The organism is Massilia terrae, assembly GCF_024753145.1.
Classification (GTDB): domain Bacteria; phylum Pseudomonadota; class Gammaproteobacteria; order Burkholderiales; family Burkholderiaceae_D; genus Telluria; species Telluria terrae.
Genome location: NZ_JANUGU010000001.1, coordinates 403,632 through 416,010, shown reverse-complemented (window position 1 = coordinate 416,010; position 12,379 = coordinate 403,632). Strand labels below are relative to the sequence as shown.

Below are 12,379 nucleotides of genomic sequence, written 5' to 3'. Positions count from 1 at the left end.
CAAACCACGGAGGGAAGAAATGAGAAAACTGGTATTGAAAATGTCCGTCTCGCTGGACGGCTTTGTGTGCGGACCGAACAACGAGATCGATTGGATATTCAGGACCTCGTCCGACGATTCGAGGGCGTGGGTCGTCAACATCCTGCGCGAAGCCGATGCGCACCTGATGGGAAGCCGGACCTATGCCGACATGGCGGCGTTCTGGCCGTTTTCAGACACACCGTTCACGGCGGCGATGAACGACATTCCGAAGATCGTCTTTTCGAGGAATGGCAAGGACGGCGCGCACGTCGCAGGCGTCACCCGCGCGCTGGCCGATGCAAAGGCGGACCGTGGGCAGCAGCGCGGCGTCACGCCGACGGAAGAAGTCCTGCTGTCCTGGGCCGATCCCACGATAGCAAGCGGCGAGCTGGCCGATGAGATCCGCAGCCTGAAGGAACAGCCGGGGAACTACCTCCTTGCCCACGGCGGCGCGCTGTTCGCGCAAAGCCTCGCCGCGGCCGGACTCATTGACGAATACCGGTTGGCGATTCATCCGGTCGTGCTGGGCCAGGGCAAAGGGCTTTTCGCCGGCCTGCATAAGCCGGCAGACCTGCGGCTGGTCAGCGCCACCACCTTCACTTCCGGCGGCATTGGAGCCGTGTACCAGCCAGCTTAAGTCTAGATACCGTCGTTCCCGCGAAAGCGGGAACCCCATTTTCGATGCGCGCCACATCATTCGACCAAAGCAGCACGCTCGCAAAATGGGATTCCCGATTCCGCGGGAATGACGTGCCAATTTCAACACTTAACGCCAACACCTGTGTTATATTCATCGCACATGGCAAACCAAACGCAACTGCTAAAGCTAGACCTACTGCTAAGTCTGACACTTGGCCGGGGTCTGTTCGCGTTTGCCACCCATCCGTTGCTACCGCGGTAACGCACCCAACTCCCCCCTGATCCCGGCCCACGTACCCGCGCCTGCCCTGCCGCAGCGCGAGAAGGGGGAGCCCAAGTGTGTTTTAACCGGCTGGCGCCAGAGCGCCGGCACCGAACGTGGAGCTCCAGATGATTCAAGAACCGTCCCGCAAGTACCGTCCCATTTCCCCTGTCCGGCTCGAAGACCGCCAATGGCCGTCCAAGGTCATTTCGTCGCCGCCGACCTGGCTGTCCACCGATCTGCGCGACGGCAACCAGGCCCTGTTCGAGCCGATGAACGTCGAACGCAAGGTGCGCATGTTCCAGGAGCTGGTGCGGATCGGCTTCAAGGAAATCGAGGTCGGTTTCCCCTCCGCTTCGCAGATCGACTACGACTTCGTGCGCCGCCTGATCGACGAGGACCTCGTGCCGGACGACGTGACGCTGATGGTCATCACCCAGTCGCGCACCGACCTGATCGAAAAGACGGTCGACGCCGTGAAGGGAGCGCACAGCGCCATCGTCCACATCTATAACGCGACCGCGCCGGTGTGGCGCGAAGTGGTGTTCGGCATGACGGTGCCCGAAATGGTGGCCTTTATCGACCGCCACGTCCGTTACGTAAAAGAGCTGACGGATGCGCGGCCTGAGACGCGCTGGACCCTGCAGTATTCGCCGGAATGCTTCAGCATGACGGAGCTGGACGTGTCGCTGCAGGCCTGCCAGGCCGCGATCGAGGCATGGGGCACCGGTCCGGGACGCGACATCATCATCAACCTTCCGACCACCGTCGAAAACGCGACGCCGAATGTGTTCGCGGACCAGATCGAGTGGATGCACCGTCACCTCACGCCGCGCGAGCACGTCATCCTCTGCGTGCATCCGCACAATGACCGTGGCACCGGCGTGGCCGCCGCCGAACTGGCGATGATGGCCGGCGCGCAGCGGGTCGAGGGCTGCCTGTTCGGGAACGGCGAGCGCAGTGGCAACGTGGACATCGTCACCCTGGCGCTCAACCTCTACACGCAAGGCGTCCATCCCAAGCTGGACTTCTCGGACATCAACGGCATCGCCCGCATCGCAGAGGAATGCACCGGCTTGCCGATCCATCCGCGCCATCCTTATGTGGGCGACCTTGTCTTTACCGCGTTCTCCGGTTCGCACCAGGACGCGATCAAGAAAGGCTTCGCGGCGCGCGATCCGAACGGTGTCTGGGAAGTGCCCTACCTGCCGATCGATCCGGCCGATATCGGGCGAACCTACGATAGCCTGATCCGCGTGAACAGCCAGTCCGGCAAAGGTGGCATCACCTACTTGCTCGAACGCGAACGCGGCATCCAGATGCCGCGCCGGATGCAGGTCGAATTCAGTTCGGTGGTACAGCAGCATGCCGACGCCAGCGAGAGCGAAATCAGCGGCCAGCAGTTGTGGACGATTTTCTCCGACACCTATCTGCAGACGCAAAGCGAGGGCGCGACCCTGGTGTATTACGGCCACCGCCTGGACGACGATGGCCAGAGCATCGAGCTCGATGTCTCCTTCCGTGGCCAGCATCATCGTTTGTCCGGTAACGGCAACGGGCCGATCGCCGCTGTCGTCGACGCGCTCGGACTGCCGATCCGTATCGATCACTACGAGGAACGTGCGACCAGCGCGGGCGCGCAGGCACAGGCGCTGGCGATCGTCGAGGCGGCGTGGCCGGGGATCGCCGGCTCCGCTTTCGGCGCGGGGATCAGCACCAACATCGTCACCGCGTCGGTGCTGGCTGTGGTGAATGCGATCAATCGCCTGGCGGCGCGTGGCTGTCCGGTGATGGTCGAGGCGCAGGACGCCACTGCGTAAACCCTTAGCCTCAAACCGTCGTTCCCGCCTGCGCGGGAACGACGTTCTCTCTTTCGTTCTTATCGCATCGTGACGCCAGCCACCGACCGTCCGGTATTGATGGCATTGGCACTCAGCGGCGCCATCGGCAGTTCTTCATTCGACGGCAATCCACGCGCGATTTCCAGCATGATCCCGCGCAGCCAGATGTGGCAGGGGTCGTTCTCCTGGAACCGGTGCCATTGCAGGCATTCCGCCAGCGGCGGAAGGTTGTACGGCAGCGGCAGCACACGGATCGGCAGCCGCCGCGCGCAAGCCAGAGCGAGCCGCGTGTGCATGGTCGCCACGAGGTCGGTGCCAACCAGCGCGGTGGCCATGCTCGAAAAATCGCAAGTGATGACGCGGATATTGCGCTTGACGTCGCGCGCCCGCAGCAGCAATTCTTCCATCGTCGGCGAGCGCGGTCGGCCCAGCATCGGCGCGATGTGGGCCATGCGCTCGTAGGTCGCGGCATCGAGCACGTCGCCCACCTGGGTATTGCCCTCCCAGAGCACGGCGCAGTAGTGGTCCTCGAACAGCTGCCGCTGCGGATGCTCGGTATCGAGGAAGTGGCGCGGAATGATCAGGAAATCGTTCTCGCCACGGCGCAGCTTTTCGGCGGCGTCGTCGGCCAGCGGCACCAGCTCCAGCGTCATATTTGGCGCGTCGCGCAGCACCCGCGCCACCACCTGGTTCAGGAAGACTTCAGTAGCGTAATCCGATACCATGATCTTCATCGTGCGCGTCTCGCGCGCCGGATCGAAGTTGACGCGGATGCCCACCGTGGCGTGCACGTGCAGGATCAGGTCGTGCACCGGCCCCGCCAGCTGGCGGCCGAGCACCGTCAGTTCCATGTTGCGGCCGACCGCGGCCAGCAGGTCGTCCTCGAAAAATTCGCGCAGGCGCGCCAGCATGCCGCTCATCGCGGACTGGCTCACGTTCACGCGCGCCGCCGCCCGCGTGATGTTCTGCTCGTCGAGCAAAGCATCGAGCGCCAGCAGCAGATTCAAGTCCAGACGGTTGAATCGCATCCGTTGTCTCCAAGTTATCGTAAGGCTTCCGCCCTTTTTATCCTTACTTTATTTTCTTTTTTAGTGGCTGTCACCATAAATAGACCGGCTCCGCACGCGGCGCGGAGCGGTTCATGGCGGCTTTGGGGCTAGACCCGGGGGGTGCGCACGAAGTCGAGCAGCGGGCCTGACAGCGATTCGTCGCCGCTGTTGATCGAGTACACCTGGCTAAGGTGGTTGTGATTGCGGATCATCGCGATGCGCGGCTGGAAGCCGTGACAGGTGACGAGGCGTGCGAACAGTTCACCTGCCTGCGCCTGCATCTGCACGGGATCCAGCTCGGCGTAGGTGATCGCAAGCGGGAACGGCGCAGCGTCCACTAGTTCGACCGTGGACATGCGCGGATAGGCGTCGAAATCCGGGCCAAAATACGCTTCGTTGCGCGGGTCCGGCGTGGCGATACCGAGCTGGCGGCGCGCCAGCAGTTCGAGCTGCGCGTTGTAGACGCCGGACGCGAGGAAGGCGCCCGCGATCTCCAGGCCCTCGGTGGGATGGAAGCGCTTGACCAGAATTGCCGCCGCGACATGGGCCGCGCCCGCCGATTCACCTGCCATCACGATGTGTTCAGGATTCCCGCCGTACGACGCGACATGGGCGCGTGCCCACGCCAACACGGAGGCTGCGTCCTCGGCCCCGGCTGGCCAGCGGTGGCGCGGTCCGAGGCGGTAGTTTGGCAGAACCGCGAGCACGCCGTGACGCGAGAAGTAATGGCCGACCGCGGCGCGGTCGCCCTTGTCGCCGCGGATGAAGCCTCCGCCGTGCAGGAACACCACCACCGGCGCGGGTTCGCGTGCGCCGACAGGCCGGTAGACATCGAGCCGATGCCGCTCATCGCTGCCATAGGCGATATCCGTGACCACTTCCCCGCCGCGAGGCATACCGGCCAGCAGCGGCGCATACAGCGCCTTGGCGGCGGACGGGTCGATCACCGGGCCCGCCGCGCGGATCGCTCGTTCGATTTCCGGAAGCGTCATCACAGCGCCGCCAACGCTGGATCCTTGTGGAAGCGGCCGTCCTTCATGATCGCACGCAGGCGCTTGCGGTCCTGCAGGATCGCCACATCGGCGGTTGGATCGCCATCGACCAGCAGCAGGTCGGCCAGGAAGCCCTGCTTGACCTGACCCAGCTCGTCCCCCATGCCCATCAGCTCACCGCCCAGCAGCGTGGCCGCCGACAGGGCTTCCTGCGGCGTGTAGCCGAACAGCTTGACGAACAGCTCGAGATCGCGCGCGTTGCGCCCGTTCGGGTTGAAGGGAAAACCGTAGTCGCCCCCCGGCAGCACGCGCAGGCCGCGGCGGCGCAGTTCGGGCACCAGCTTCTTCTGCAGTTCCAGCACTTCGGCGGCGCTGCGCTTCATGTGGCTCATGTCGAAGTGCGGCGGAGGGGCCGCATCGAGCGTGGCCTGGATGATGCCGATGGCCGGCGCGATGAAGATCTCGCCGCGCTTGGCCTCCAGCATATCGAGCGCCTCCTCGTCGGCATAGGTGCAGTGGTACAGCACCCGAAAGCCCGCGCGCAGGCCCATCTTGACCGCATCCGATGCCTGCGCGTGGCAGGCCAGCCAGACGCCGGACTCGCGCGCCTGCTCGCCGGCGGCGTCGGCCTCCTCCTGCGTGTACATCAGCTTCTGCGAGGCGCCCGGCATCAGCGCATCCTCGCCGGACAGCAGGAACTTGACCGACTTGGCGCCGATCGCCGCGCATTCCTTCACGAAGGCGCGCACCGCATCAGGGCCGCTGCCATGTTCGGCGACGCGGCCCGGGTCGAGCTCCTCCACCGACGGCGGCTCGCGCTCGATCGACGAGGCGACCAGGCGTGGGCCCGGCATGCCGCCGCTGGTGATGAAGGTGTTCAGCACCACCTCGACCGATTTGCTCAGCGAGCCTGCCGAATAGGCGCTCGTGAAGCCGTGGTCGAGCAGGATGCGCGCGTTGCGCGCGGTGGTCAGCACCAGGTCTTCCGGCGGCAGCGCCATGCCGGGCACGAAGCGCTCGACCGAACTTGGCCAGGACAGGTGCGCATGGGCTTCGACGAGGCCCGGCATCAGCGTGCCGCCCTGGCCGTCGATGACGCGGTCGGCGTCGTGGTGCGCAATGCCGGCGCCGTCGCTTACCTCCGCGATGCGGTTGCCTTCGACGCGCACCGCGCCGGTCCCCGCGCGCATCTGGCTGCCGTCGAAGATGCGTACGTTTTCAAAAATAATGCCGCCCACTTGTGTCTCCTATTTTTACATCACATCAGGCTTCAGCTTAGCCAGACCGGCTGGCCAGCCAAAGCCCATTTTGGCGATACCTGCTATCGCTCACGCGGCGATGCCGTTGGCCTTCGCGATCTGGCCCAGCGTTCGCGCGCTCGGCTTGACGGTCCGCTTCATGGTCGTGCGGTCGACCGCGATCAGGCCGTAGTGCGGTCCGAATCCGAAAATCCATTCGAAGTTATCGAGCAGCGACCAGTGCACGTAGCCCTTCACTGGAATACCGTCTTTCAGGCATTTGGCGACGCCGCCGACCGCGGTGCGGATATAGGCGCTGCGCACCGCATCGTCGTCCGTCGACACGCCGTTCTCGGTGACGAAGATCGGCACCTTCACGTGCTGCGCCGTGTAGCGGATAGTGGCTTCCAGCGCCTGCGGGTAGTACTCCATGTGAGCGGACGTGAACCTGGCGTCTTTCGGCGGCGGACGAACGCCGTCCGGGCCGATCAGTTCACGTGTGTAGGTCTGCACACCAATGAAATCGCCATGTTCGGAGATCGCCTTGAACCACGGCTCGTACGCGATGGCGCGTTTGCGCGCGACCATCGCTTCGCCGCCGTCGACGGCCTGGTCGTCGGCGATCGCGAACGACAGGCCGACCGGCAACTGCGGCCGCACCGTCTTGATCGCCTGGAAGCCGGCGGCATGGCCTTGCAGCAGCCCGGCTTCGATCTTCGCGAAGTCGCCAAAAATCCATGACGACCATTTCCCGGTGCCGGCTAGCTGCCCTGCCCTGGCGAGCATCTGGCGCATGCGCGGATTGTCGGCCATGCCGGACAGCGGGCCGGGTATGCCGAACAACAGGCGCGGCAGGTTCGGCTCGTTGAAGGTGGTGACGTAGTCGATCAGGTCACCGAGGTGGCGCGCCACCTTGTCGCAGTAGCGCGCGTACAGCTGCGGCGATCCCTCGGCCTCCCAGCCGCCGCGTGCGGCGAACCAGGCCGGCGTGACGAAGTGGTTGAAGCTGACCATCGACTTGACGCCGTGGCTGCGGCACGACAGCAGCACGTCGCGGTAATGCTCCAGCGCGGCCACCGAGAACATGCCCTCGACCGGCTCCACTCGCGCCCACTCGATCGAGAAGCGGAAGGTATTCAGTCCCAGGCCAGCGAGGATCGCGATGTCCTGGTCGTACAGGCGGTAGTGGTCGACGGCGGCACCGGACGGCTCCTTGAATTCGGTCGGCTGGATGTTCTCCAGCAGCCAGGCGTCGCTGGCGACGTTATCGCCTTCGGCCTGGTGGCCGGCGATGGCCGCCCCCCACAGGAAGCCCTTGGGGAATGGGCCGTTGGCCTTGGCCGCGCCGGCGGGCGCCGACGGCAGCAGCGTGGCGCCGGCCAATGCAGTGCCCAGGCCAAGCAGCGTACGGCGGCTGGCGTCGAGTTCTTTGTCTTGTCGTGCCATGTTTGTCTCCTCTTTGTATTTATGGAATCCGCAGGTCCAGGGTGTCTCCCAGCCCGGCGACGAGATCGCGCAGCGCCTGGCCGCTGTTGGCCACACCGTACACGTAATGGTCGGGCCGGACCAGCGCCGCACAGCAACCGTGGCGTGCGAACCAGCCTGCCAGCACGCCGTCCAGCTCCCGGGCCTGCATCCAGTACGGACCACTGGAGAATGCGACCTCCTCCGGCGGGATGCTGACGACGATGCCGACATGCTCCGCCAGCGCCAGGATTTCCTCGGGCAGATGCGCGATTCGCCGGTTGGTGACAATGCGCCAGCCGCTGCCCGCCAGTTCGTCCAGCAGCAGCGGTCCGGTGGGACCGCTGACGCGCGGTTGCGGGAACAACTTGCCGGTGCCGCTCCCGCCGCCGCGCGCCAGCAGGCCGCCGGACAGTGGCGGGATGATGTCCTGGCGCGGCACGGTCTTGATCGCGCCGCCGGCTGCATCGATCAGCGCGGCGTCGCGCGCGCGGGCCGCCGCGGGATCGCGCTCGCAGATGACCGCGCCGATTTCCTTGATGCGGGTGGTCAGGCGGCGCACGTGTTCGCGCCGCTCCACCCTGTAGGTATCGAGCAGTGCCTCAGCCGCGGGGCCGGTGGCATCGCCCGCCAGCACGGTGCGCAGTTTCCACGCGAGGTTGGCCGCGTCGCGCACGCCCTGGCACATGCCCTGCCCCAGGAAGGGCGGCTGCTGGTGCGCGGCGTCGCCGGCGATGAATACGCGCCCATTGCGCCATTCGCTGGCGACCAGCGCGTGGAAGCGGTAGCTGGCCTGCCGCCACAGCGTGGCATCCTCTGGGCCGATCCAGCGCCGCAGCACACTCCAGGCGCCCTCTTCGGTCGCCATGTACGCCGGGTCCTCGCCCGGCAGCAGCGAGATCTCCCAGCGGCGGTGGTTGCCCGGTCCGATCACATAGGTGCAGGGACGCCCGGGCTCGCAGTACTGGACGCTGGTCGTCGGCAGTTTGGCCAGCCCGCGTTCATTGACCTGCACGTCGACCACCAGCCAGGGTTCGTCGAACTCCAGGTCCTCCAGCGTGATGCCGGCGGCTTCACGTACCGAGCTCGAAGCGCCATCGCAGCCGATCACGTAGCGGGCGCGCACGGACAGCGCCGTGCCCTCGCTGTTCTCCATCCGTACGGTGGCGCCGTCGCCGTCCTGCTCGACGCCGGTGAAACGCCAGCCCAGCGCCACCGTCACCGCCGGCAGCGACTCGACGTGGCGGCGCAGCGCCGCTTCCACCGGCGGCTGGCTGAACACCATCGACGGCGTGTGCCCGAGCGGGTATGGCGGTTCGACCGTCGCCAGGCGCTTGATCAGCTGGCCGTCGACGCCGTAGTACTCGGACGGAGTGAACGGCTCGCAGTGCGGCGCGATGGCGTCGGCCAGGCCGAGGTTCTGGAACACCCGCATGATCTCGTGGTCCAGCGCGATGGCGCGCGGCTTCGGATAGACCTCATGGCTGCGGTCCACCACCAGCGTACGGATGCCGGACTGGCCCAGCAGCGCGGCCGCCACAGCGCCGGACGGGCCGAAACCGACCACGACGACGTCATAGCCGGCCTTGTCGCGCAGCTTGTTCATGGCTGCTCGTCTTCGACCGTGTTGACCAGCAGGCCGACGCCTTCGATCTCGATCTCGATGGTGTCGCCGTGCTTCATCCACACCGGCGGCGTGCGCGACTGGCCGACGCCGGCCGGCGTGCCCATCGCGATCACGTCGCCCGGCTCCAGCGTCACGCATTCGGTCAGCAGCGCGATGGTCTCGGCCACGTCCCAGATCATGTCGCGCGTGTTCGCGTCCTGCATCACCTGCCCGTTCAGGCGCGACTGGATGCGCAGGCCTGCGCCGCCCGCCGGCAGTTCGTCGGCGCTGACCAGCACCGGGCCAAGCGCGCCGGTACGGTCGAAGTTCTTCCCGATGGTCCACTGCGGCGTGCGCTTCTGGTAGTCGCGCACCGAGATATCGTTGAAGCAGGCGTAGCCGAACACGTAGTCGAGCGCGTCCTCCCGCTTGACATGGCGCGCGCGCTTGCCGATGACGACGGCCAGTTCTGCCTCGTAGTCGAATGTTTCGGAGACACGCGGACGCGGCGAAGCTTCGCCATGCGCCAGGAGCGAGGTCGTGGAGCGCAGGAAGAACCACGGATAAACCGGCTTCTCGCGTCCGCTCTCGGCCGCGTGGTCGTAGTAGTTCAGGCCCAGGCAGACAGTCTTGCCCGGTTCCGGCACCACCGGGGCCAGCGCCACACCGGCCAGCGGCTGCCGCGCGAACGGGCCGGCCACTTCGATGGCGCGGCGGCCGGCGGCCAGCAGGTCGACGCCCGCGAGCAGTGCCTGCCGCACGTCGGACGGCACTTCGGGGATGACCTTGTTCAGGTCGATGAGATGATCGCCGTCGACGACGGCCAGGCGGGCTTCATTGCCCACGCGGTAGCTTGCGAATTTCAAGAGTTTCTCCTTCGGTGATGCTTATTGTTCGATGAAACGGATTTTTTTCTGCGCCTGCTTGATGCGGTCGGACGGCGGCTTGGACACGCCCCACTGGTCGAAGCGGCCCGGCGGCCAGGTCCAGTCGGCCGGGCCGCCGACCTTGTAGCTGTCGTCGACCTGCAGCACGTCGGCCGTGTATTCGATGACAAAATCGTCCGGCCCGACGAAGTAGGCGAACACGTTGTTGCCGGGACCGTGGCGGCCTACGCCCCATTCGATCGGCCAGCCGGCGTCGCTCATGCGGCCGGCGCCGCGCATCACGGCGTCCAGGTCCGGCATCACGAAGGCAATGTGGTTCAGCGTGTTGGCGTCGCTGTCGGCCAGCGCGATGCTGTGGTGGTCGCTGTTGCAGCGCATGAAGGCCATGATCCTGGTGCGATCCGACAGCCGGAAGCCAAGCGCCTCGGCGAAGAAGCGCTGGGCCACGGCGACGTCGGCGCTGTTGAACACGACGTGGGTGATGCAGCTTGGCGCATCGCTGTGGGTCTGTTCGGTCCAGCGCTGGTCGCCGTGCACGAAGCGCAGGATGCGGCCCTGCGGATCGGCGATCGTCACCGCCACGCCGCCGCCCGGCTCCTCGACCGGCGCAGGCCCCGACAGGACGCGGCCGCCGGCTGCGGCCGTACGCAGCGCGATAACGTCGAGATCGGCGCGGCTTGCGGTGCTGAAGGTGACGTCGCGTACGTCGGGCCGCTCGCTGCGGTGCAGCGCGAGGATGTGGTGGAAGCTGCCGCCGCCGCGCAGGTAGACCGCGTCATCGGTGCGCGCCGCGGCCTGCAGGTTCCAGGTGCCGGTGTAGAAGCGCTCCGCGGCTTCGAGGTCGGTGACGCCGATGGCGATGCTGCGCAGCTGGCCGGCGGGTGATGCGGGCATGGGAACTCCTTAGTTGTGAACCGCGGCGGAGGCTTCGATGCCGAGGAAGCGCGCCGCGTTGAGGGTGACGAGTTGCGCGCGCACGTGGCGGTCGGCCACCACCGCGGCGATGCTGTCGACCGGGCGCGCGTCGTGGAAGGCAAAGGGATAATCGGTGCCGATCATCAGCTGGCTGGCGCCGAAACGGTCCAGCAGGTGCCTGAGCGTCGCCGGGTCGAACACGAGGGTGTCGTAGAACAGGCGGCGCGCCTGCTCCGACGGGCTGTCGGGCATCGCATCACGCAGCGCCGGGAAAACCTGGCGCGCCTGTTCAAGCCGGGGCAGCAGCGAGGCCAGCGTGCCGCCGCCGTGGCTAAAGGCCATCTTCAGCGACGGATGGCGTCCAACCAGGTTCGAGGTCAGCACCGATGCGGCGGCCAGGCCGACGTCGGTCGGATAGGCCAGTGCGGGCAGCAGCTTCTCCGGCCCGACCAGGCGCTCTTTCCCGGCCGGCTTGAGCGCGTGCACGAATACCGACACGCCCCTCTCCGCGCAGGCGGCGAAGAATGGCTCGAACTCGGGCGCGCCAACCGCCTTGCCGTTGATGTTGCTGCCCACTTCGATCGATTTGAATCCCAGCTTGCCGGTGAGGTAATCGAGTTCGGCCAGCGCCAGGTCGAGATCCTGCAAGGGTACCGCGCCCATGCCCACCAGCCGTCCGCCCGACTGCGCCGCCATCGAGGCCACCTGCTCGTTCATGTAGCGAAGCAGCTGACTGGCCGCCAGCGGCTCCATCCAGTAGGACAGCAGCTCCGGCATCGGCGAGATGGCCTGCACCGCGAGGCCCATCAGGTCCATATCCTCGATCCGGCGCGTGGCGCTCCAGGTACGCTCGGACACGGTGCGATAGACCTTCCCGGCGATCATGACGTGGCGGTGGCAGTCCCGCGCAGCCGCCATGGACGGCCAGTCGGCCGGAAGCCTGCTGCCGACGTAGCGCGGCAGGTCATGCGGAACGACGTGGGCGTGCACGTCGATGCCGCAGGCGCAGGCATGGTGGTGCATGCTCACGCCGCCACCAGCCCTGCCACGCGCACGCCGGCCGCGCAGATCGCCTCGTCCTGTGCGCCGGTGCCGCCGCTGGCGCCCACGGCGCCGAGAAGTGTGCCGTCCGCGCTGCGGATCGCCACCGCGCCCGTCTGCGGGATGAAACGGCCCTGGCCCGACGAAGCCAGCGCGTTGAAGAATACCGGGTTGTCTTGCGCACGCTGGTGCAGCACGCCGCTGGCCACGCCCATGCCGGCTGCCGCAAACGCCTTGCCCTGCGCGATATCGACCCGCAGCATGGACGCGCCATCTTCGCGCTGCAGCGCGACCGGATTGCCGGCGGCGTCGAGCACGACCACCGCTACAGGTGGTAGCCCGTCGGCGCGCGCGGCGGCCAGGGCGGCGCCAAGGATCATATTTGCCTGGGCAAGAGAAAGCTTATCAATCATAATCATCTATC

Annotated in this window: 11 protein-coding genes; 2 read left to right on the top strand and 9 right to left on the bottom strand. The window is 66.5% G+C overall.

Annotated elements, in window-relative coordinates:
• The first annotated feature begins 19 nt into the window (after positions 1–19).
• Both NX778_RS01990 and leuA read left to right on the top strand, forming a co-directional pair.
• Entirely contained in the window at positions 20–658 is a 639-nt protein-coding gene (locus tag NX778_RS01990) for a dihydrofolate reductase family protein (protein ID WP_258810005.1), read from the top strand.
• A 392-nt stretch (positions 659–1,050) separates the two neighbouring features.
• Positions 1,051–2,742 carry a 2-isopropylmalate synthase gene (gene leuA, locus NX778_RS01985; protein ID WP_258810004.1) on the top strand — a complete coding sequence of 564 codons (1,692 nt, stop codon included), beginning with the start codon at positions 1,051–1,053 and terminating at the stop codon, positions 2,740–2,742.
• 59 nt (positions 2,743–2,801) lie between these two features.
• Here leuA and NX778_RS01980 read toward each other — a convergent pair whose 3' ends face one another.
• From NX778_RS01980 to NX778_RS01940, 9 genes are all read right to left on the bottom strand, one after another.
• Positions 2,802–3,791: a LysR family transcriptional regulator gene (locus NX778_RS01980; RefSeq protein WP_258810003.1), complete on the bottom strand. Its 990-nt coding sequence runs from the start codon at positions 3,789–3,791 to the stop codon at positions 2,802–2,804.
• Between the two features lie 128 nt (positions 3,792–3,919).
• Entirely contained in the window at positions 3,920–4,804 is an 885-nt protein-coding gene (locus tag NX778_RS01975; protein WP_258810002.1) for an alpha/beta hydrolase fold domain-containing protein, read from the bottom strand.
• On the bottom strand, positions 4,804–6,042 hold the full coding sequence (locus NX778_RS01970; protein WP_258810001.1) for an amidohydrolase family protein: 1,239 nt from the start codon (positions 6,040–6,042) through the stop codon (positions 4,804–4,806). Before NX778_RS01970 ends, NX778_RS01975 begins: the two co-directional genes overlap by 1 nt.
• 90 nt (positions 6,043–6,132) lie before the next feature.
• Entirely contained in the window at positions 6,133–7,488 is a 1,356-nt protein-coding gene (locus tag NX778_RS01965) for a glycoside hydrolase family 1 protein (protein ID WP_258810000.1), read from the bottom strand.
• A gap of 19 nt (positions 7,489–7,507) precedes the next feature.
• Positions 7,508–9,112 carry a bifunctional 3-(3-hydroxy-phenyl)propionate/3-hydroxycinnamic acid hydroxylase gene (locus tag NX778_RS01960; protein ID WP_258809999.1) on the bottom strand — a complete coding sequence of 535 codons (1,605 nt, stop codon included), beginning with the start codon at positions 9,110–9,112 and terminating at the stop codon, positions 7,508–7,510.
• Positions 9,109–9,978, bottom strand: a complete 870-nt coding sequence (locus NX778_RS01955; RefSeq protein ID WP_258809998.1) for a fumarylacetoacetate hydrolase family protein — start codon at positions 9,976–9,978, stop codon at positions 9,109–9,111. The genes NX778_RS01960 and NX778_RS01955 overlap by 4 nt, the downstream gene beginning before the upstream one ends.
• 21 nt (positions 9,979–9,999) lie before the next feature.
• Positions 10,000–10,893: a VOC family protein gene (locus tag NX778_RS01950; protein WP_258809997.1), complete on the bottom strand. Its 894-nt coding sequence runs from the start codon at positions 10,891–10,893 to the stop codon at positions 10,000–10,002.
• A 9-nt stretch (positions 10,894–10,902) separates the two neighbouring features.
• On the bottom strand, positions 10,903–11,937 hold the full coding sequence (locus NX778_RS01945; protein ID WP_258809996.1) for an amidohydrolase family protein: 1,035 nt from the start codon (positions 11,935–11,937) through the stop codon (positions 10,903–10,905).
• A 2-nt stretch (positions 11,938–11,939) separates the two neighbouring features.
• On the bottom strand, positions 11,940–12,368 hold the full coding sequence (locus tag NX778_RS01940) for a GlcG/HbpS family heme-binding protein (protein WP_307727889.1): 429 nt from the start codon (positions 12,366–12,368) through the stop codon (positions 11,940–11,942).
• Positions 12,369–12,379 lie beyond the last annotated feature (11 nt).